Origin of the sequence: Chryseobacterium panacisoli (assembly GCF_008274625.1) — a bacterium.
GTDB classification, from domain to species: Bacteria; Bacteroidota; Bacteroidia; order Flavobacteriales; family Weeksellaceae; genus Chryseobacterium; species Chryseobacterium panacisoli.
Window position 1 is genome coordinate 182,349 of sequence record NZ_VTRU01000006.1, and the last position, 19,610, is coordinate 201,958.

At 35.8% G+C, this 19,610-nt stretch carries 23 protein-coding genes; 12 read left to right on the top strand and 11 right to left on the bottom strand.

Annotated elements, in window-relative coordinates; translation table 11 throughout:
- Positions 1-120 precede the first annotated feature (120 nt).
- From FW781_RS19810 to FW781_RS19820, 3 genes are read left to right on the top strand one after another with little or no spacing between them, the layout of a single operon-like run.
- Positions 121-1,383 carry a serine hydrolase domain-containing protein gene (locus FW781_RS19810; protein ID WP_149389002.1) on the top strand — a complete coding sequence of 421 codons (1,263 nt, stop codon included), beginning with the start codon at positions 121-123 and terminating at the stop codon, positions 1,381-1,383.
- Positions 1,384-1,408: 25 nt separating this feature from the next.
- On the top strand, positions 1,409-3,208 hold the full coding sequence (locus FW781_RS19815; RefSeq protein WP_149389003.1) for an Ig-like domain-containing protein: 1,800 nt from the start codon (positions 1,409-1,411) through the stop codon (positions 3,206-3,208).
- A gap of 4 nt (positions 3,209-3,212) precedes the next feature.
- Positions 3,213-3,671 carry a heme-binding domain-containing protein gene (locus tag FW781_RS19820; protein ID WP_149389004.1) on the top strand — a complete coding sequence of 153 codons (459 nt, stop codon included), beginning with the start codon at positions 3,213-3,215 and terminating at the stop codon, positions 3,669-3,671.
- A gap of 175 nt (positions 3,672-3,846) precedes the next feature.
- Here the strand turns inward: FW781_RS19820 and FW781_RS19825 are convergent, their stop codons facing one another.
- The 5 genes from FW781_RS19825 to FW781_RS19845 form a co-directional block, all read right to left on the bottom strand.
- Positions 3,847-4,359 (bottom strand): NUDIX hydrolase, encoded by a 513-nt coding sequence (locus tag FW781_RS19825; protein WP_149389005.1) that lies wholly within the window; start codon positions 4,357-4,359, stop codon positions 3,847-3,849.
- Complete coding sequence (gene xerD, locus FW781_RS19830) at positions 4,356-5,270, bottom strand: site-specific tyrosine recombinase XerD (RefSeq protein ID WP_047377362.1); 915 nt, start codon at positions 5,268-5,270, stop codon at positions 4,356-4,358. Before xerD ends, FW781_RS19825 begins: the two co-directional genes overlap by 4 nt.
- 6 nt (positions 5,271-5,276) lie before the next feature.
- A complete protein-coding gene (locus FW781_RS19835) occupies positions 5,277-5,699 on the bottom strand; it encodes a deoxycytidylate deaminase (protein WP_034692520.1) in 423 nt (140 codons plus the stop codon).
- A gap of 54 nt (positions 5,700-5,753) precedes the next feature.
- On the bottom strand, positions 5,754-6,521 hold the full coding sequence (locus tag FW781_RS19840; RefSeq protein ID WP_149389006.1) for an enoyl-CoA hydratase/isomerase family protein: 768 nt from the start codon (positions 6,519-6,521) through the stop codon (positions 5,754-5,756).
- 105 nt (positions 6,522-6,626) lie between these two features.
- Positions 6,627-8,114, bottom strand: coding sequence for a catalase (locus FW781_RS19845; protein WP_149389007.1), 1,488 nt, complete (start codon positions 8,112-8,114; stop codon positions 6,627-6,629).
- A 134-nt stretch (positions 8,115-8,248) separates the two neighbouring features.
- Here FW781_RS19845 and FW781_RS19850 point away from each other — a divergent pair, with 134 nt between their 5' ends.
- The 9 genes from FW781_RS19850 (at position 8,249) to FW781_RS19890 (ending at position 16,057) form a co-directional block, all read left to right on the top strand.
- Positions 8,249-9,199, top strand: a complete 951-nt coding sequence (locus FW781_RS19850; protein ID WP_149389008.1) for a LysR substrate-binding domain-containing protein — start codon at positions 8,249-8,251, stop codon at positions 9,197-9,199.
- Between the two features lie 237 nt (positions 9,200-9,436).
- On the top strand, positions 9,437-10,717 hold the full coding sequence (gene metK / locus FW781_RS19855) for a methionine adenosyltransferase (RefSeq protein WP_149389009.1): 1,281 nt from the start codon (positions 9,437-9,439) through the stop codon (positions 10,715-10,717).
- Between the two features lie 85 nt (positions 10,718-10,802).
- Positions 10,803-11,294 carry a hypothetical protein gene (locus FW781_RS19860; protein ID WP_149389010.1) on the top strand — a complete coding sequence of 164 codons (492 nt, stop codon included), beginning with the start codon at positions 10,803-10,805 and terminating at the stop codon, positions 11,292-11,294.
- Between the two features lie 195 nt (positions 11,295-11,489).
- Positions 11,490-12,080, top strand: coding sequence for an RNA polymerase sigma factor (locus tag FW781_RS19865; protein WP_047377368.1), 591 nt, complete (start codon positions 11,490-11,492; stop codon positions 12,078-12,080).
- A 202-nt stretch (positions 12,081-12,282) separates the two neighbouring features.
- The gene (locus FW781_RS19870) at positions 12,283-12,978 is read left to right on the top strand and encodes a YjjG family noncanonical pyrimidine nucleotidase (protein WP_149389011.1); all 696 of its coding nucleotides are present in this window, start codon (positions 12,283-12,285) and stop codon (positions 12,976-12,978) included.
- 224 nt (positions 12,979-13,202) lie between these two features.
- Positions 13,203-13,652, top strand: a complete 450-nt coding sequence (locus FW781_RS19875) for a PepSY-like domain-containing protein (RefSeq protein ID WP_149389012.1) — start codon at positions 13,203-13,205, stop codon at positions 13,650-13,652.
- A 10-nt stretch (positions 13,653-13,662) separates the two neighbouring features.
- Positions 13,663-13,893, top strand: a complete 231-nt coding sequence (locus tag FW781_RS19880) for a PepSY-like domain-containing protein (protein WP_394349735.1) — start codon at positions 13,663-13,665, stop codon at positions 13,891-13,893.
- A gap of 206 nt (positions 13,894-14,099) precedes the next feature.
- Positions 14,100-14,771: a response regulator transcription factor gene (locus tag FW781_RS19885; RefSeq protein ID WP_149389014.1), complete on the top strand. Its 672-nt coding sequence runs from the start codon at positions 14,100-14,102 to the stop codon at positions 14,769-14,771.
- Entirely contained in the window at positions 14,771-16,057 is a 1,287-nt protein-coding gene (locus tag FW781_RS19890; protein ID WP_149389015.1) for a sensor histidine kinase, read from the top strand. Before FW781_RS19885 ends, FW781_RS19890 begins: the two co-directional genes overlap by 1 nt.
- Before the next feature lie 69 nt (positions 16,058-16,126).
- On the opposite strand, the gene trpS is transcribed toward FW781_RS19890, so the two are convergent.
- The 6 genes from trpS to FW781_RS19920 all read right to left on the bottom strand — a co-directional run bounded on the left by trpS (position 16,127) and on the right by FW781_RS19920 (position 19,560).
- Positions 16,127-17,095 (bottom strand): tryptophan--tRNA ligase, encoded by a 969-nt coding sequence (gene trpS, locus FW781_RS19895; RefSeq protein WP_149389016.1) that lies wholly within the window; start codon positions 17,093-17,095, stop codon positions 16,127-16,129.
- A 249-nt stretch (positions 17,096-17,344) separates the two neighbouring features.
- A complete protein-coding gene (locus FW781_RS19900) occupies positions 17,345-17,989 on the bottom strand; it encodes a SanA/YdcF family protein (RefSeq protein WP_149389017.1) in 645 nt (214 codons plus the stop codon).
- 15 nt (positions 17,990-18,004) lie between these two features.
- Positions 18,005-18,643: a lipoprotein signal peptidase gene (locus FW781_RS19905; RefSeq protein ID WP_149389018.1), complete on the bottom strand. Its 639-nt coding sequence runs from the start codon at positions 18,641-18,643 to the stop codon at positions 18,005-18,007.
- Positions 18,643-18,837, bottom strand: coding sequence for a DUF2683 family protein (locus FW781_RS19910; protein ID WP_149389019.1), 195 nt, complete (start codon positions 18,835-18,837; stop codon positions 18,643-18,645). The genes FW781_RS19905 and FW781_RS19910 overlap by 1 nt, the downstream gene beginning before the upstream one ends.
- A 16-nt stretch (positions 18,838-18,853) precedes the next feature.
- A complete protein-coding gene (locus FW781_RS19915; RefSeq protein WP_149389020.1) occupies positions 18,854-19,099 on the bottom strand; it encodes a DUF6576 domain-containing protein in 246 nt (81 codons plus the stop codon).
- 80 nt (positions 19,100-19,179) lie between these two features.
- Positions 19,180-19,560 (bottom strand): TraR/DksA family transcriptional regulator, encoded by a 381-nt coding sequence (locus tag FW781_RS19920; protein WP_002983772.1) that lies wholly within the window; start codon positions 19,558-19,560, stop codon positions 19,180-19,182.
- Between the last annotated feature and the right edge of the window lie 50 nt (positions 19,561-19,610).

A 19,610-nucleotide genomic window follows, 5' to 3' on the forward strand; every position in this document is an offset into this window, starting at 1 on the left:
GCGATTTTGTCCTTCCAAATTTTATATCTCCCTTCATTTATGTTAAATAATTCATAATATCCCTCTCTTATTTATTATTTATTTTTGAGTTTTATTAAATTGCCGCTCATTTTGAATCTCATGACGAAGCGTAATTTTGTACTTATCCTAACTGTTCTTTTATCGATATTTTCCTGTAAAAAAAAGTCTGAAGCCAAAGAAGTTTCAGCTGAAAACACGACTAATCTACCCAACTATGGAAATGTAGACTTCGGAAATATTTTCGTCAAAGGTGACGGACAGCTTTTGAACAAACAGACAACGGTAAGCTATATAGATCAGTATTACAAAAAAATATGGGAAGAAGGTAACCTTAGCGGTGGAATCCTTGTTGCTAAAGGAGATGAAATTCTTTATGAAAATTACAGAGGTTATGGAAGAGAAGGCAATCAGATGCCGATTGATAAAAATACACCTTTGCATGTAGCATCGGTTTCAAAAACATTAACAGCGATGGCAATGATGAAACTGATTGAAGCAGGAAAAATAAAACTTACAGATCACCTTACTCAGTTTTTTCCAGGATTTCCATATCCTAACGTTACGGTTCAAACATTGCTAGATCAAAGAAGTGGTCTTCCGAAATACGAATATTTTATTACCAAAATACAGCCTGCACCGGCAGAACTTTCAAAACCGTTTATTACGAATCAGGATGTATTGAATATGATTATCAAATACAAACCAGATCTGGCGAGAGATACCGATACAGGATTTATGTACTGTAATACCAATTTTGCTCTATTGGCTTTATTGGTTGAAAAAGTAACAAAAACTCCTTTTCCGCAGGCGATGAAAGAGATGGTTTTCACTCCGTTGAAAATGAATAATACTTACATCTTCCAGGAAAAAGATATCCCTACAGCTTCACAGTCTTTCTATTATGGAGGAAATAAATTGTATCCTCTGGACAGACTGGATCTTATTTATGGTGATAAAAATGTATATACTACTCCAAGAGATCTGTATAACTTCTCAAAAGCTATGTATTCAAAAAATTTCCTGAAACCGGAACTGATGGAGATGGTTTTCGCTCCTTACAGTAATGAAAAGGCAGGAATGAATAATTATGGATTAGGATTCAGGATGAAAATTTTTGATAATGGTGAAAAGCTGACGTATCACAACGGATGGTGGCATGGTACCAACTCTGTATTTGCCCACCTTTTAAAATCTAAAGTTACCATTGTGGCTATCGGAAACAAATATTCAAACAAAGTATATACAGCCCTTGCATTATCAGGATTATTTGAAGATTTTCCTTTACAGAAGGAGAAGCTGCACACCGTTATGCATGACAATAAAGATACTTTAAATTCCGGACAGGAAGTTTTTGGAGAATAATGTTTATTTTTGCTTAAACATTTTCATGAAAAGGTTTCTTTTATTATTTGTTATCTGCTTTCTTGTACATTCATGTGCAAGAGTGGGATCTCCTGTCGGAGGGCCTAAAGATACTTTAGCGCCAAGGTTTTTAAGTTCAAACATTGATACGACAAGAATTAATGTCAAAAAAGATATTCACGAACTCCGTCTGGACTTTGATGAATATGTGACATTGAAGGATATCAATAAAAACCTGATTATCTCACCACCCATCAAAGGGATAACAAGGATTCTTCCTTCCAATATAGCCAACAAATTTGTGCTGATCCAATGGACGGATACTCTTCAGGCCAATACAACGTATAATTTCAATTTTGGAAATTCTATTGTAGATAATAACGAGTCGAATATACTGAGGTATTTTAATTTTGCTTTTTCTACAGGGGACAAACTGGATGATCTTTATATCAGTGGTGAGGTAAAAGATGCATTGGATATTAAAAAGAAAACGGGAACAACAACGGAAAATAAGCTTGTGGTTGGATTGTATCAGGTAAAAGATACAATGGATTATAAGAAAAAACCTTACTATATTACCAAGGTAGATGAAGATGGGTATTATGAACTGAATTATCTGACCCCGGGAAAATATAAAATTATTGCTTTTGACGATGAGAACGGAAATTCTATGTATGATCCGGGAAAAGAAAAGGTTGGGTTCCAGAAAGATCCGGTAGATGTAGAGAAATCTATTTCAGGATTGAATTTAAAAGTATATCCTTCCAGAAAAGCGGTGAAATATTCAGAGATGAAAGAAATTGCAGGCGGGATTTTGATGTCGTTTGAAGGAAATCCTGATGAAGTAAAAGTTCAGTCACTGAATGAAAAAATAAAGGATATCAAAATAACGCACAACCCAAAATCCGACTCTGTCAGAATCTGGTTTGATGCCGTAAAAGATGATGTGGGGCAGACAGCGAATGAAAAGCTTACGTTTACTCACAATAAAGGGCCGAAAAAAGATAGTGCCTACAGTGTTTCTCTATTTTACAGATATAATAAGAAAAACACGATGGATGTAGTGAGCGATAATGATGGAACTTCAATCGCTCCAAAAGCAGATTTAAAGCTTGCATCAAATTACATCGTTGATAAAATTGACCCTTCAAAATGGACATTAAAAATTAAAGGAGACAGTTTAACAACTTTACCATTCACCGCTAAAATTTCAGAAACAAATCCTTATCAGATCCATGTTCAATCGGATTTTGTGATGGGAAAAAGCTATGAGCTTACTGTTCCTAAGGAAACTGTATCTTCATTCTACGCAAAAAACAGCCAGTCCAAGAGATTTGACTTTGATGTTGCTAAAGCAGACCAGTTTGGAAGCGTTGAGTTTTCTATTTCAAATGCTCCGGAAGCAAGTTATTGGATTCAGCTGATAGATTCTTCAGACAAAGTTGCCTATCAGAAATATATAAAAGGAGACAAAGTAAAATTTGATATACTGAGACCTGCGGAATATATTGTAAGAATTCTGGTAGATAATAACGGTAATAAATACTGGGATGAAGCAGATTTCGCTAATGATATATTTGCTGAAGATGCCTATATCTTCCATAAAAAAGTGATCGTAAGAGGATTGTGGGAAACCAGAGAAGACTGGGATCTGAAGGATACCAGAACACTCGATAGCCCTAAATCAGCATCAGGAGCTTCTGCGCCAACACCAGCCTCTGTTCCAGTCTCTGAAACTCCGGAGCCTGTAACACCTACGACGACAAAGCAGCCGTTGAAAAAAGAATTTAAATCCGGTAATGCTGTTCTAACTCCGGCAAAGTAAGCAGATGAAAATGGCTAAGAAAATCATATTTTGGATATTGGTGGGTTTCGCCCTGATCCAGTTTTTTCCTATAGACAGAACCAATAAACCGATTAACTCTGCTGCGAACTTCGTTGATGCAAGGAAAACACCCGAAAAAATCAGAACACTGCTTAAAAATGCATGTTATGACTGCCATTCCAATGAAACAGTCTATCCGAAATATGCTTTTATCGCACCTGTTTCATGGTCCGTAAAAAGCCATGTAAACGAGGGCAGAGAGCATCTTAACTTTTCTACCTGGGAAACTTATAATAAAGATCTGAAGGAGAATATGATTACTAAATCTATTCAGACTATCCAAAGCAAGGCAATGCCAATGCCGGGTTATATCGTCTATCATAAAGAAGCCAATCTTTCAGAAGCAGAAAGAGCATTGCTGATTCAGTATTTTGAAGAAATGCTGAAGACGAAGACTTATTAGTTTGTAAAAATAAGGCTAGAAGAGTATATTTCAATACTGTATTATTTCGCTATAATTCCTTTTTAAGATCAATAACAAAATAAAAAACTCTCGCAGATTTTGCAGATCCGGCAGATGAATGTGTTCTAACAATCTGCTTAATCTGCAAAATCTGCGAGAGAATATATTACAAAAATTATTTCTTTAAATAGCTCTCAAAAAATCTCTTCTGAGAATCAAAAGCAATATCCTCTAAGTTAAGCTCCTGTAAAGGAACCCATACTGCTTCTGAGATCTCTGAGAGTTCAAGATTTACCTCAAACTTTTCCGAAACATTATACTCATAAAAGAGATCGATGGTATTGTAATCAATTTCTTTATATTGATAGATGTTTGGAAGGCTGGTAAGGTATTTCAGATTAGAAATATCGATATCAAGCTGAAGTTCTTCAAAAAGTTCTCTTTTACAGGTTTCCTCTGCACTTTCTTTAGGGTCAACGAATCCTCCTGCAAGATCAAGTTTTCCTTTTTTAGGATCTCTGTTTCTTCGCGTAAGATAAATTTCGTTACCACATCTGATGACAACCGCCACGGCGCCTGCCACATTATTATACAAGGTAAAACCACATTCCGGACAGCTCCATTTCTTTTCGCCGTCCCAGTGTAAGGACTCTTTGCCGCAGCTTGGGCAATATTTCAATAGTTTCATTGAGCAATATTAATATTTCTCGGGTGATAGCTCAAAATAACATCCCTTAATTCTTCCGTTTTCAGATGCGTGTAAATTTCCGTTGTTGTAATACTGGAATGCCCCAGCATTTCCTGAATATAACGCAAATCTGCCCCATTCTGCAATAAATGGGTCGCAAACGAATGTCTGAAGGTGTGTGGTGATATTTTTTTGTTAACCCCTGCTTTATCTGTAAGTTCTTTAATAATAAGAAATACAATCACTCTGGACATAGAGGTCCCGCGGCTGTTCAAAAACAGAGTGTCTTCATATTTCTTATTGATTTTACCTTTAGAACGTACCTCTTTGATATAACTTTCCAGCAAATCAGCAGTATAGTCAGCCAAAGGAACAAAACGGGTTTTGTTTCCTTTTCCGTTTACCTTGATGTATTGCTCTTTAAAGTTGATATTGGAAATCTTCAGATCAATCAGTTCAGAAACACGAAGCCCGCATCCATATAGTACCTCTATGATGCAGTGGTTTCTTTTTCCAAGATCTGTATTGACTTCAATAGCAGCGATAATTTTGTTGATATCAGGCAGGCTTAAGGTATCAGGTAGATATAATCCCAATTTAGGGCCTTCAAGTAACGCAGCAGGGTTGTCTTCACGATATTCATCCTCAAGCAGAAATTTGAAAAAGGCTTTGATGGAAGATATCCATCTTGCTTGTGATCGCTCACTGAATTTCTGTTTAGAAAGATTGAAAATGTATTCCTGCAGGTTTTCGTAACCGATAGAATCTGGGCCGACGTTTGCCAGATCTTCTTTTGCATAATCTTTTAATTTCTTAATGTCCCGAACGTAGGCGTCGAGAGTGTTTTCTGAAAAATTTCTTTCGAAACGAAGAAATATTTCAAAATCTTTGATCTTTTCATCCCAAGTCATTTGTGCTTATTTTTTTAGTTCACAGTCCGATATTTGTTCTATTTCAATGTTATGGTTTCTCAGGAACGATATTCCATCGTCATCCGAATATTCATTTATATACACCAGTCTCGTAATTCCTGCCTGTAAAATCAGCTTGCTGCATTCTTTACAGGGAGACAGCGTCAGATATAACGTTGCCCCTTTTGCAGATTGAGTAGAAGCGGCCAGCTTTAATATAGCGTTGGCTTCGGCATGCAATACGTACCAGTGTGTTTTCCCCTCTCCATCTTCACAGCAGTTTTCAAATCCCGAAGGAGTTCCGTTGTAACCATCTGAAATAATCATCCTATCTTTTACGATAAGAGCTCCCACCTGTTTTCTCTTACAGTAGGAGAGTTTTGCCCATTCCTGAGCCATTTTTAGATAAGCTTTATCAAACTTATTCATACCGCAGCATTGTTTTTTTTCGAAATAATTTGGATTAAAATCTTTTAGAAAGATTTAGAAGTTAGGCTTTCTCTTCTCTAGAAACGCAGTAACTCCTTCTTTCTTATCTTCCATTTCAAAAAGTTGCCCGAAATATTTGATTTCAGTTTCAAAACCTTTCTCCGTATCAGATAAATTTACGGCATTTATAGCCTTGGATATTGCCATTGGTGAATTGTAGGCAATCGTGTTTGCTAATTCTTTCGTTTTGGTTAATAATTCTTCAATAGGGTATACTTCATTCACCAGGCCGATCTCTTTTGCTTTTTGAGCAGGGATCATTTTGGCAGAGAAGATCATTTCATTGGCAATACCTTTTCCTACAAGCTTTGGAAGCCTTTGAGTTCCGCCGTATCCCGGGATTAATCCAAGAGTTACTTCAGGAAGCCCTAATCTGGCGTTTTCCGATGCGTATCTGATATGGCATGCCATGGCAAGCTCTAAACCTCCTCCTAATGCAAAACCGTTTACGGCTGCAATGACAGGTTTAGACATATTTTCAATTTTATTGAACAATGTATTTTGTCCGTTTCTTGCAAGTTCTTCAGCTTTTTCCTGTCCGAACTCGCTGAATTCCTTGATATCAGCTCCGGCTACAAAAGATTTTTCTCCACTTCCGGTAAGGATAATTACCCTGCAGGAAGTATCAGCGTTAAGCTCATCCAGTGCGGTACTGATTTCCTGAATCGTTTTTGCATTTAAAGCATTTAAACTTTCAGGTCTGTTTATGGTAATGATAGATAATTTATCTTCTTTTTTTAATAATATGTTCTCGTAACTCATTTTTCCACTTTAAAATATCATCCTTTGCAAATTATGAATTTTTTACAAAAAAAAGGAAAAAATATTATTTTTTTTTCCTTTTTTTTAATTTATTGTTCAATATGATTATTTGGAATGATTCATCATATTTGCATCAATATTGACGTTTAGCTGAGAAGCCACTTTCATGCCAAGCTCAATATTCGCACGGAAAAAGTGACATAGCTGTCGGTTGATAATCTCATCTTTCTTCGGTCCGGTGATGCCTTTCATGCTTCCTATGATGTTTTGAATCAAACGATCTCTGTCTTCTGTATTCATAGCTTTTGAATATAACAGTCCCGGCTGAGTATAATGATCACTGTCATTATCATTTCTGTTGTAACTGGCTACATGAGCACTGTCTAATTCATATTCAAAACTTTTGTAATCAGAATCTGCTTTGATATCATCGAAACTGTTCGGATGATAATTCGGTTTATCCTGATAGTGGCTTGAATCTGCCATATAGCCGTCTCTCTGGTAGTTGTTAACAGCAAAAGGACATCTGTTCACTTCCAGCTGATGTGCATTGACACCTACTCTGTAACGGTGTGCATCAGGATATGAAAATAATCTTCCCTGAAGCATTTTGTCAGGAGAGAAACTAATTCCGTTAATCAGGCTGCTTGGGGAAAAAGTAGATTGTTCAACATGAGCAAAATAATTAACAGGAACTTCATTAAGTTCCATTTCTCCCACCTCAATCAACGGGAAATCATCATGGAACCACACTTTTGTTACATCGAAAGGATTCCATCTGAAATCTTTAGCCTGCTCTTCGGTCATTACCTGGATATACAGGGTCCATTTCGGGAAATCCCCATTTTCAATAGCGTTGCAAAGGTCTTCCTGAGCGAAGTCCGGATTTTCGCCGGCCATTTTTACAGCTTCTTCATCAGTGAAGTTTTTCACACCCTGCTTGGTTTTGAAATGGAATTTCACCCATACTCTTTCATTTTTATCATTGATCATAGAGAAAGTATGAGAACCAAATCCATGCATATGTCTGTATCCGTAAGGTGTTCCTCTGTCTGACATTAATATAAGAACCTGATGAAGCGATTCAGGATTTAAACTCCAGAAATCCCACATCATGGTGGCGCTTTTTAAATTGGTTTTCGGAACTCTTTTTTGAGTATGGATAAAGTCCGGAAATTTTTTCGCATCCTTAATAAAGAATACCGGAGTATTATTTCCTACAAGATCCCAGTTTCCGTCTTCTGTATAAAATTTTAAAGCAAAACCTCTGGGGTCTCTTGCAGTATCTGCGCTTCCTTTTTCTCCTCCTACAGTAGAGAAACGGGCAAACATTCTGCATGAATTTCCTACTTTTGAAAAGAGCTTAGCTTTTGTATACTGGCTGATATCATGGGTTACGGTAAAAGTTCCGTATGCGCCGCTTCCTTTAGCATGCACTATTCTTTCAGGAATTCTTTCCCTAACGAAATGGGCAAGATTTTCCTGAAGAATAAAGTCTTGCAGCAATACCGGGCCTCTTGGTCCTACCGTCTGTGAATCCTGATGCTCAAAGTAAGGTGCGCCGTTGCTTAACGTTAATTTTTTAGAATCCATATAATTGATGATTTGAATAATTCTTTTTCCTTTTTCTAAATCGAAGTGTAAAGGTAGTGAATATCAAATTTACTTGAATTTTTAATTGCTAATAACAAAAACGTTATATCTTTGTAATAGATAATATTAATCAAATGAACATTCAGCAACTGGAGTATCTTATCGCTGTTGATAAGTATAAACATTTTGGTAAAGCAGCTCAGGCATGTTTTATTACACAACCTACGTTAAGTGCCATGATACAGAAATTTGAGGATGAACTGGATGTGAAGGTTTTCGACAGAACTACTCACCCGATTCGTACCACAGATGTAGGTCTTCAGATTATTGATCAGGCAAAAGTGATTATAGAGTCTGTCAATGAGCTGAAAAACAAGGCGAACCTTTTGAATAATATTTTAGGAGGAACTCTTAATCTTGGAATTATCCCTACGGTTTCTTCTTTCATTCTTCCTACGGAAATTTTCAAATTCCTTGAAGATAATCCGAAGATTCAGATGAATGTAAAAGAGATGACTACGGATAATATTATTAAAGCTTTAAAAGCCGGAGAACTGGATGCGGGAATTATCTCAACTCCTTACGATACAGCTGACGAGTTTTATCAGGATTTCTTATTCAATGAAGAGCTGATGATTTACAGCTCCAATACAGAAGCCAACAAAAAGAATTCTTACATCATTCCGGAAGATCTGAATGTAGAAAAGGTATGGTTACTTGAAGAAGGAAACTGTCTTAGAAATCAGTTTGAGAACATCTGTCATCTGAAAGAAAATACCTTGAAGCCTAAAAATTTAGACTTCCTGGCTTCCAATATCCAGACCTTGGTACATATGGTAGATAAAGTAGGAGGAATCAGTATTCTGCCGGAGCTTGCATTGAGTCAGCTTTCAGAAGAACAGAAGAAAAATGTTTTCAGATTCAAAAAACCTTTCCCTTATCGAGAAATCAGTATTATTTATTATAAGCCAACATTTAAGCAAAAAATCATTGATGAATTATCACATTCTATCAAAACTTCTTTAGAACGTAAGCTGAATTATCACGAAAGTCCAAAAGAATTTGTAAGCATTAAGCCTCAGTAATGAGAATGCTTTAAAGTGATAGAAATCATCAATTTAAATAAAATTATAATTAATAAACAAAATTTTTGAGTATTACGAAAATAGTGCTTAAATTTGCTGACGTTTATTACGAGGAAAAATTTGACCTGATTGCAACCTCTATAAAAATATGCTAAAACAGTATTCTTTTTTCTGGGCAATTTATTTCATATTTTTCTTCAATACAATTTTTTAAATCTTTAAAAACAAAAGAATTATATGTCTTATTTATTTACGTCTGAATCCGTTTCAGAAGGACATCCGGATAAAATTGCCGATCAAATCTCCGATGCATTAATCGACCATTTCTTAGCATATGATAAAGATTCAAAAGTAGCATGTGAAACTCTTGTAACTACCGGACAGGTGGTGTTGGCAGGGGAAGTAAAATCAGATGCTTACCTTGATGTACAGACCATTGCCAGAGAAGTAATCAACGGAATTGGGTATACAAAAGGTGAATATATGTTCAATGGAGATTCTTGTGGAGTAATCTCTGCAATCCATGAGCAGTCACCTGATATTAACCAGGGAGTTGACAGAGCTGTAAATGATGAGTCTTTTGAAGCGAAAGCTAATGCACAGGGTGCAGGAGACCAAGGAATGATGTTCGGGTATGCTACCAATGAAACGGCTAACTATATGCCTCTTGCATTGGACCTTGCTCACACTATTCTTAAAGAACTTTCTGCAATCAGAAGAGAAAATAAGGAAATCACTTATCTTCGTCCGGACGCAAAAAGCCAGGTAACTATTGAGTATTCTGATGACCACAAACCAATCAGAATTGATTCTATCGTAGTTTCTACTCAGCACGATGATTTCGCAGCTGAAGAGGAAATGCTGAACAAAATCCGTGAGGATATTAAGAGCATTCTGGTTCCAAGAGTAGTGGCGCAGCAGACAGAGGAAATTAAGGCTTTATTTAATGATCAGATCAAATATCACATCAACCCTACAGGGAAATTCGTAATCGGAGGACCTCACGGAGATACAGGTCTTACAGGTAGAAAAATTATTGTAGATACTTATGGTGGTAAAGGAGCTCACGGAGGAGGTGCTTTCTCAGGAAAAGATCCTTCCAAAGTAGACAGAAGTGCCGCTTATGCAACAAGACATATTGCTAAAAACCTGGTTGCTGCAGGAGTAGCTGATGAAGTTTTAGTGCAGGTTTCTTATGCTATTGGTGTTGCTGAACCATGTGGTTTATACATCAACACTTACGGAACAGCAAAAGTAGACCTTCATGATGGCGAGATCGCTAAAAAAGTTTCTGCAATTTTCGATTTAAGACCTTATGCTATTGAGCAGAACTTAAAATTAAGAAACCCTGTTTATCAGGAAACAGCTTCTTACGGACATATGGGTAAAGAACACTATATAGCTGATAAAACTTTCAATAAAGGACAGAAAAATGAGCTTACATTAAAAGATCTTGAGTTCTTTACTTGGGAGAAACTGGACAAAGTAGAGGAAATTAAAACCGCTTTCGGAATTTAATTTTCCCTTTAAAGAATAATAAATGAGCTGCTTTATCTCTGGATAAGGCAGTTTTTTTTAATTTTACACCTTATAATATAGAAAGATGATGAATTTTAGAACTGTAGTTGCTGTCCTGTCCCTGTTTTTGCTAAGTACATTAGCAAAGGCACAATATACCATGCATAAAATGATTACTGTAGGATATACTTATCAGAATCAAAGTTTTGGCGAAATAGGAGGGAAATTGCTTTTTCTTAAAAATGATGATGTGATTTACAGATTGGGAGGATCTGCGCTGATGGGAGTTTCGGACTCCAAATTTGCTATCATGCCAAAGCTGCAGGCGGATGTTCTTCTTAATTTTGAAAAAAATGTAGACTTCTATCACTCGTACTATTTTTTGGCGGGAGTAGAAGGTACCAATAAATATATTGCCCCTAAAATAGGAGTCACCTTATTTGGAATGCTGGACCTTACCGGAGGCTATGCTTTTCCTATTGGAGATACCCGTTTGAACGGAAAAGAGATGAAAGGTCTGAATATTAATTTTACATTAAATATCCCAACAGTCTTTATTCATGACATGTTTAAATGATTTTTTTTAGATTTTTCTCTACAAAATTTAATAATAGGTTAACAGTTATTAAAAAATTATTATATTTACATCATAATAATTGTACTACCGCCTATAGAAGAGACTCTACTCTAGAACTGTTTTGTTTATACAGCAAAGGCCAGAAGAAATATCTGGTAGAATGCCTGTCTGCAAATATTTATATTGAGAAGAGTTATGAAATCAAAATCGGATAGTTTACTAATTTCCCTTTACCAGAAAGGAGACGAGGGTGCGTTGTCAACCCTTATTCATCGACATCAGAGAGAACTGTTTACATTCATTTTTTACAAAATTAATGATGAAGATTTAGCGAATGATATCTTTCAGGACACATTCATGAAGATTATTGTGATGCTGAAAGAAGGGCGTTATAACGAAGAAGGTAAATTTATCCTTTGGGCAAAAAGAATTTCCCACAATTTAATCATCGATCATTTCAGATCAAAAGCAAAGAATATAAAAGTTTCAGAAACTACTTTTGAAACTGATGAATATTCTATTTTTGATTTGATCAGAGAGCCTTCTGAGAATATTGAAGATCAGCTTGTTACCAATCAGATACAGGAAGATCTTTTAAGAATGCTGCAGTTTTTACCACAAAATCAGCAAGAAGTAATCAAGCTAAGATTTTTTGATGGGCTGAGCTTCAAGGAAATTGCGGATCATACAGATATGAGCATTAATACTACTCTTGGAAGAGTACGGTATGCGCTGATAAACCTGAGAAAAATCATGGATGAAAATAATATAATATTAACCAGATAAATAATATTTCAGGAAATTTCACGTTTTAAGGAAAACATACTTCGCTTATGAAAAAAAATGACTCCTTAAAAGTGAAAACTTTGAAACCTAAGAAACAAACCATTGATTTTTTGCTGAATTTTTCTAAAAGCCTTGAAATTGTGAAAAGCAAGAGCAAAAATTATCCAATTTTAAAAAATTAAAATGATTAACTTTGTGCTGTATGAAAATGCAGCATGTTTTTTTTGACCTGGATAATACACTCTGGGATCACCGTAGAAATGCCTATCTTACCATCAAGGAACTTTTTGAAAAACAGGAAATTACTTTAAAGTATCATATTGACTTTGAAGAGTTTCATTCTGTGTACCATGATATCAACGAAGATTTATGGGAAAAAATCAGAGATGGAATTATCGGTAAAGAGTATTTGAGAGAACACCGTTTTTATGACTCATTTAAACATTTTGGAGTAGAAGATAAAGAACTTGCCCTTTATTTTGAAGAGCACTTTCTTGATAATATCGTGAGTCATAATGAATTGGTAGAAGGAGCGGAGGATGTTTTGGAATATCTGAAAGCTAAGAATTATACATTACACATTATCTCCAATGGATTTCAGGAAGTGACGGAAAGGAAATGTACCTTGTCCGGAATTGCACCTTATTTTAAGACCATTACCAGTGCAGATGCCGTGGGAGTAAGAAAACCCAATCCAAAGATTTTTGAATATTCTCTGGGACTTTCTGAAGCCAGAAAGGAAGAAAGTATCCTGATTGGAGACGACTGGATTGCAGATGCTTTGGGTGCAACTGATTTTGGAATGGATGCCATCTTTTTTGATGTCTATAAAGAAGATAAGCAGAAAGAAGGGTTAAAAGCCATTACTCATCTTCAGCAGATTAAAGAATACTTATAATGTAAGAACGTAAAGTCTAAAGATAGGCCACTAAGATCATCTTGGTGGCTTTTCTGTTTTATAGACTTGGAAAATCAACGGCAAACATCTGTGATCATCTGCAAAATCTGTGGCTAAAACTAAACTATAAACCTATTTATTTTTTTACAAGATTAATTTTCCCAATTCTTTCCTAAATTGATTGGGAACTTTGCTCCATAATAATAACAGAAAATTTTAATATTATGAAAAATGTAAAGAAAATCACCGGAGTATTAATGATCGTATTTTTATTAATCGGAGGCCTGGTTTCTGCTCAGGACAGAGCAATCACTGCTAATCAGTTACCGAAAACAGCTAAAAACTTTCTTGCTTCCCATTTTAAAGGTATTCCGGTAAACTCAGCAATAGAAGACAGAGAAATCTATGGAGTAGACGAATACAAAGTATATCTGACCAATGGAATGAAAATGGAGTTCGACAGCAGCGGAAACTGGAAAGAAGTAGACGGTAACCACCAAAAAATTCCTTATGGTTTTATTCCTGTATCAATCAGAAACTACAGCACAAAGAATTTCCCGAACACCTACATCTTCAAGATCGAAAAGAAAAGATGGTCTTATAAAGCAGAACTTTCCAACGGGTTGGAGCTTGAATTTGACAGAAATGGAAATTTTAAAAAAATTGATGATTAATACTTAACTGATACAAACACTAAATTTTAATATTATGGTCAACTGGAATTTAATAAACAGTAACGGAAGAAAGATTTCTTCTGCTCAGATTAGAAAGAATATGGTCTCATTTATGACGAGGAATCATCCCTGCAGCGTCATTGATTCTATTGAGAAAAAATATAATGCTTACAAAATTCATTTGATGAACGGTATGTGTCTTGTTTTCGATGCAGATGGCCGTAACGTGAAAACAAATTAGAGTATTCATGAAAAAGTACCAGAGGGAAGAGGGCAGAGCGCATTTTCATTTTATAGATATCTTATCGGTCATCTATCATATAACCCTTATATTGATCATATTTTCGTAGACTCTTGGATGTGTATCTCTATCTCCGGCTTCCCTCCTTATAATTTCCTATATTTGATATTAGTTAATCATGCAGCAGAGCATATAGACCCACAGGTATGAAGATTTTAATAGTAGAAGATGAGCCCGAACTGAAAGATACGGTACAGAAGTTTCTGGAAGCAGAACATTTCATTGTGGAGTATGCAGAAAATTACAGCAGCGGACTGGAGAAGATTATCTCTTACGAATATGACTGTATTTTACTGGATATTATGCTGCCAGACGGAAACGGAATAGATCTGCTGAAAGAAATTAAAAAAATGCACAAGAAAGATCCCGTGATTATTCTTTCTGCCAAAGATTCAGTAGATGATAAGGTAACCGGATTGGAAATAGGGGCTGATGATTATCTTGCCAAACCTTTTCATCTTGCAGAGCTGATGGCGAGGATCAAATCTGTCATCAGAAGGAAAAATCAGGATGGTGAAAATATTATCCGCTACAAAAATATAAGCATTGATCCGGAAAACAGAATCGTAAAAGTAGGAGATGAGGAGATGGTTCTCAACCGTAAAGAGTATGACCTATTGTATTATTTTGTGATCCATCCGGAAAAAACCCTGCAAAAGACCACCCTTGCAGAAGCTATTTGGGGAGATTATATAGATCAGGCTGATAGTCTGGATTTTATTTATTCACAGATTAAAAATCTTCGTAAAAAATTAAAAACACTCAATGCAGAAGCTGATTTTCAGGCTGTGTACGGAATAGGATATAAATTCATCTGATGAAAGTCTCTTTAAAATATTATACCATAAAATACCTGATCATGATCCTGCTGTTTATTATTGCAGTATGGGCAGGATTGTTTTATGCCTACATTCTGGATGAAGTACATGATAATGTGGATGACGGATTGAAAGACCGGAAAATACAGATCATTAAGGCCGTTTATCTTAACCCTCAGCTTTTGAAGAATAATGATTTTGGTTTTAATGAATTTAAAATCAATCCCATTAAAGCCGAAGATTATCAAAACAAAAGCAGGCTCTACAATAAGATGTATTACATGGAATATGACGATAAAGACCAGCCTTACAGAGTTCTTGAGGCAGATTTTATCGATCAGTTTAAAAATCAGCAGAGGCTTGTCATAAGAACGTCTACCGTAGAAGAGGACGAATTGATCTACGACCTTACGACCGCTTTAATTGTGCTTTATCTCCTTTTGGTAATAAGTATTGTTGTAATCAACGGATATTTGTTGAATAAAGCAATGAGACCTTTCTACCTGATTTTGGGTAAACTTAAAAAATATCAGTTCGGAATTCCTTTTTCGCAGGAAAAGCAGACTTATAAAATTACCGAGTTTGAAGAATTGAATGTGGAAATCAATGAAATGATTGAACGTAATGAACTTGTTTTTTATCAGCAGAAACAGTTTATTGAAAATGCCTCTCACGAACTTCAGACTCCTTTGGCTATCGTGATTAATAAAATTGACCTTCTGATTCAGAATGATGACCTTGATAAAAAGAGTATGACCTTTCTTACCGAAGTTAAAAATGATCTGAGAAGAATGGTAGGTTTAAACAAATCCTTATTGATGCTTTCTAAAATTGAAAATAGCCAGTTTAATAAAACGTCAGATGTTGACTTTAACGGAATGATTGCTCAGTTAGTTCAGAATTATGAAGACTTTATTGCATTTAAAAAAGTAGAGGTCAATGTCATTGAGAAAGGTAAATTCATTGCAGATTTTAACCAGGATCTGGCAGATATTCTGCTGTCCAATCTTCTTAAAAATGCTGTTAAATACAACAATGATGAGGGAATTTTAAATATTATTGTTGAATATGACCGGATAACATTCCAAAACAGTGGTGCACCCGTTTCTTTGGATAAATCCAGAATCTTTAACCGGTTTTATAAGCAGGGATCAGATCACACTTCTACCGGATTAGGATTGTCTATTATTAAGACCATTATAAAACAATATCCGGGTTGGGACATTGTCTATGAATTCGGAGATCAGATGCATTACTTTATTCTGACAAAGAATAACGGAAAATGATATTCAGAAAATCATAATAAATAAAAAAAGCCTTTCAAACGAAAGGCTTCTTATGTTTACAACTTAGCATTAAAATCCTAAGCTTGTTCTTACTCTTTTAAGAGTTTCCAGCGCAATAGGTCTGGTTTTCTCGGCACCTTGCTGTAGTTTTGCTTCCAGCTCATCAAGGTTGTTCATATAATAAGCGAATGTTTCTCTTTCTTTCTCAAAACGTACCAGAATCAGATCCAGTAATTCCTTCTTAGCATGTCCGTATCCGAAATTTCCGGCAAGATATTTTGCTCTTAACTCTTCAGTTTGTTCAGGCGTTGCAATAAGTTCATAGATCTGGAAGGTTTTATCCGTTTCGGGATCTTTAGGTTCCTCCAGGGATTTAGAATCCGATTCAATGCTCATTACCTGCTTTTTCAGTTCCTTTTCAGGTAAGAAAATATTGATAATATTTCCCATTGATTTCGACATTTTACGCCCATCAGTTCCGGGAACATATTTTGTGTCCTGCTGAAGTTCAGCCTGTGGCAGTACAAGAACTTCTCCCATTTGGTTGTTAAACCTGGAAGCTACATCTCTTGCAATTTCCAAATGCTGAAGCTGATCCTTTCCTACAGGTACAATCTCTGCATCGTACAGTAAAATATCTGCAGCCATCAGAATCGGGTAAGTAAACAGACCTGCATTTACGTCCTGAAGTCTGTCAGCCTTATCTTTGAATGAATGAGCTAAAGTTAATCTTTGATAAGGAAAAAAACATGATAAATGCCAAGAAAGTTCACAGGTTTCAGCGATATCACTTTGTCTGTAGAAAAATGTTTTTTCAGTATCTAATCCACAAGCAAGCCAAGCCGCAGCAATCTCGTAGGTATTTTGTCTTAACGTCTGCGCATCTTTAATCTGTGTAAGTGTGTGAAGATTCGCAATAAATAAAAATGATTCATTTCCTTCCTGCTTGGATAATTCAATAGCAGGAATAATTGCCCCTAGTAAGTTTCCAAGATGGGGTGTTCCGGTGGCTTGAATGCCGGTAAGAATTCTTGACATTTGTTTAAAATTTATATTTAAAAATTAATGAATAGCAAATTTACGAGGTTTGCCGGGAATAACGAAAGATAAAAGATAAAAGATAAAAGATAAAAGATGTTGTTATTAACATTCAATAGGGCTGGGTTTTAACCCAGCCAACGATAAATGACCCTTCCATTGGCTTTAGCCAAAACCTATCACCCTTCAATAATCTATATGCTTTTACGCATCATCCGTGAAGATCTGTGAAATCTGTGGTTAAAAATATTAAGGAATCACAATCTTCTCCCCTCCGAATTTAGGCTCTACCCCGAAAAGAAGATCCCAATATGCTTTAGCTTTGGCGGCATACTCTCTCATATTGGTCTTTAAACCTGCGTATTTGTTCACATCAGCTGCATTATACCCAAAGGCTTCCATTCCATTTTTTCTGGCCAGGAAAACGGCTCTTTCATTGTGGAATTTCTGAGAGATAATCACCAGTTTGGTCTGGCTGAAAATATCTTTTGCCCTTACCACAGAATCTAAAGTTCTGAATCCTGCATGATCCATAATAATTTTATCCTGTGGAACTCCCTTCTGTATCAATGCAAGCTGCATATCTTCAGGTTCATTATAGTCTTTGGTGCTGTTGTCACCGCTTACAATAATGTATTGGATTTTTCCGCTTTTGTATAGGTTGGCAGCCGCTTCAATTCTATTGTAGAAATAAGCATTAGGAGTTCCGTTGCTTAGAAGTTTTCCGGTTCCCAGTAACAAACCTGTTTTTGCTTCCGGCACATCAGCAATATGATAGGAAACGAATGGTTCACTGTCCTTTTTGATGCTGTAATTTGCCCAGGCAATAAAAATAATTCCTGCAACCAGAAGAAGCAGGAAAATTTTAAAAATATTTTTGATTATTTTTTTCATCCGAAAATATATCATTTAAAACTCCAGACCGTTCGGGAAAGCTTTTTTTCTGAATATTAATAAGAACGCAGCCCCCACAGTAATTGCAGAATCTGCAACGTTGAAAATATATTTGAAGAATTCAAGATGTTTTCCTCCTATTAAAGGCCAGCTTTCAGGAACGTGCCAGTCTACCAGCGGGAAGTGAAGCATGTCTACCACACATCCTTTCATAAAAGTAGAATATCCGTGTCCGAAAGGAGCAAACTTAGAAATCCCTCCATAGCCAATCCATCGGTCGATACTTGGATCGTATACCGTTCCGCTGTCGAAGATCATTCCGTAGAACATACCGTCAATAAGGTTTCCGATAGCGCCTGCAAAGATAACAGCCATTGGAATCAAGAGATAGTTGGAAGCTCCTTCTTTCAGCCATCTTTTAAACATATATACCATTCCCCCAATCAGGAAGATTCTTAGGATAACCAGAAAATATTTTCCGATAATTCCTCCGAAGTGAAATCCATAGGCCATTCCCGGGTTTTCCACAAAGGTTAGTTTAAAACCTGGTAACACGGTTATACTATCATCCAGATTAAAATGGGTTTTAATATAGATCTTCGAAGCCTGGTCAATCAACAACACTAAAAATGTTATCGCTAATATCTTTTTCATTACTGTCCTTTAGGTTTTGAAGGCTTTGCAGCAGGTTTTATATTTTTATTATCACTTGCTTTCTTGATCACTTTCTGTCCGTTATACGAACTTTTAACATGAGCTTTTTCAAATTTAATGTTCATTTCTTTCAGTACACTTTTCAGTGCACTAAGCTCCATTGCATTTTTTGGATGTACTATAATAGATTCCATTTCTTATATTTAATTTTTACATTTTGGACAATTCGTCGAGCCGTTTTCTATCTTTTTCAGACAAATCATTGACTCCGTTTTTGCCCATTTTGCTTAAAAGTCTGTCGATCTCTTTCTCCCGCTCGCGTTTATCAGAATTGAATTGATCATCAATAGTATAATTTTTTTGCGGTTCAGGAAAGAATCTGCTTTTAATCCATTCTCTGTTGAAAAATAACAATACTATCGCGACGATAACTCCCAAAATTAATAATTCGCTCATGGGTATACATTAAAAATTAGGTTTATAAAGTATCCGTGAATACGATATAAACCCAATATTATTTTTTACAAACCTTGCGGTTATTTTTGCATGTTTTTCGCTTCGATGCTCAGTGTAGCGTGAGGAACGGCTAAAAGTCTTTCCTTAGGAATCAGCTTTCCTGTTACTCTGCAAACACCATACGTTTTGTTTTCGATTCTGATCAAAGCATTTTTAAGATCTCGCACAAATTTTTCCTGTCTTCCTGCCAAAATAGAGTTCTGTTCTTTGCTTAATGTTTCTGCTCCTTCCTCAAAAGCTTTGAAAGTAGGAGAGGTATCATCAGTTCCGTTATTCTGGTCGTTGATGAAACTTTCTCTGATAAGCTGAAGATCCTTTTCGGCTTTTTCTATTTTTTCCTTAATAATTGCTTTAAATTCCTGTAAATCAGCATCGCTGTATCTAACTCTTTCGTCTGACATATTCGTTCTCTTTTTTAATAAAATTATGAAATGGAATTTGAAATATAATA

Excerpts from the sequence above, each read along its gene's own strand:
- FW781_RS19810 (WP_149389002.1), top strand. The coding sequence starts at position 121 with ATGACGAAGCGTAATTTTGTACTTATCCTAACTGTTCTTTTATCGATA.
- FW781_RS19815 (WP_149389003.1), top strand. The coding sequence starts at position 1,409 with ATGAAAAGGTTTCTTTTATTATTTGTTATCTGCTTTCTTGTACATTCA.
- FW781_RS19820 (WP_149389004.1), top strand. The coding sequence starts at position 3,213 with ATGAAAATGGCTAAGAAAATCATATTTTGGATATTGGTGGGTTTCGCC.
- FW781_RS19825 (WP_149389005.1), bottom strand. The coding sequence starts at position 4,359 with ATGAAACTATTGAAATATTGCCCAAGCTGCGGCAAAGAGTCCTTACAC.
- xerD (WP_047377362.1), bottom strand. The coding sequence starts at position 5,270 with ATGACTTGGGATGAAAAGATCAAAGATTTTGAAATATTTCTTCGTTTC.
- FW781_RS19835 (WP_034692520.1), bottom strand. The coding sequence starts at position 5,699 with ATGAATAAGTTTGATAAAGCTTATCTAAAAATGGCTCAGGAATGGGCA.
- FW781_RS19840 (WP_149389006.1), bottom strand. The coding sequence starts at position 6,521 with ATGAGTTACGAGAACATATTATTAAAAAAAGAAGATAAATTATCTATC.
- FW781_RS19845 (WP_149389007.1), bottom strand. The coding sequence starts at position 8,114 with ATGGATTCTAAAAAATTAACGTTAAGCAACGGCGCACCTTACTTTGAG.
- FW781_RS19850 (WP_149389008.1), top strand. The coding sequence starts at position 8,249 with ATGAACATTCAGCAACTGGAGTATCTTATCGCTGTTGATAAGTATAAA.
- metK (WP_149389009.1), top strand. The coding sequence starts at position 9,437 with ATGTCTTATTTATTTACGTCTGAATCCGTTTCAGAAGGACATCCGGAT.
- FW781_RS19860 (WP_149389010.1), top strand. The coding sequence starts at position 10,803 with ATGATGAATTTTAGAACTGTAGTTGCTGTCCTGTCCCTGTTTTTGCTA.
- FW781_RS19865 (WP_047377368.1), top strand. The coding sequence starts at position 11,490 with ATGAAATCAAAATCGGATAGTTTACTAATTTCCCTTTACCAGAAAGGA.
- FW781_RS19870 (WP_149389011.1), top strand. The coding sequence starts at position 12,283 with ATGAAAATGCAGCATGTTTTTTTTGACCTGGATAATACACTCTGGGAT.
- FW781_RS19875 (WP_149389012.1), top strand. The coding sequence starts at position 13,203 with ATGAAAAATGTAAAGAAAATCACCGGAGTATTAATGATCGTATTTTTA.
- FW781_RS19885 (WP_149389014.1), top strand. The coding sequence starts at position 14,100 with ATGAAGATTTTAATAGTAGAAGATGAGCCCGAACTGAAAGATACGGTA.
- FW781_RS19890 (WP_149389015.1), top strand. The coding sequence starts at position 14,771 with ATGAAAGTCTCTTTAAAATATTATACCATAAAATACCTGATCATGATC.
- trpS (WP_149389016.1), bottom strand. The coding sequence starts at position 17,095 with ATGTCAAGAATTCTTACCGGCATTCAAGCCACCGGAACACCCCATCTT.
- FW781_RS19900 (WP_149389017.1), bottom strand. The coding sequence starts at position 17,989 with ATGAAAAAAATAATCAAAAATATTTTTAAAATTTTCCTGCTTCTTCTG.
- FW781_RS19905 (WP_149389018.1), bottom strand. The coding sequence starts at position 18,643 with ATGAAAAAGATATTAGCGATAACATTTTTAGTGTTGTTGATTGACCAG.
- FW781_RS19910 (WP_149389019.1), bottom strand. The coding sequence starts at position 18,837 with ATGGAATCTATTATAGTACATCCAAAAAATGCAATGGAGCTTAGTGCA.
- FW781_RS19915 (WP_149389020.1), bottom strand. The coding sequence starts at position 19,099 with ATGAGCGAATTATTAATTTTGGGAGTTATCGTCGCGATAGTATTGTTA.
- FW781_RS19920 (WP_002983772.1), bottom strand. The coding sequence starts at position 19,560 with ATGTCAGACGAAAGAGTTAGATACAGCGATGCTGATTTACAGGAATTT.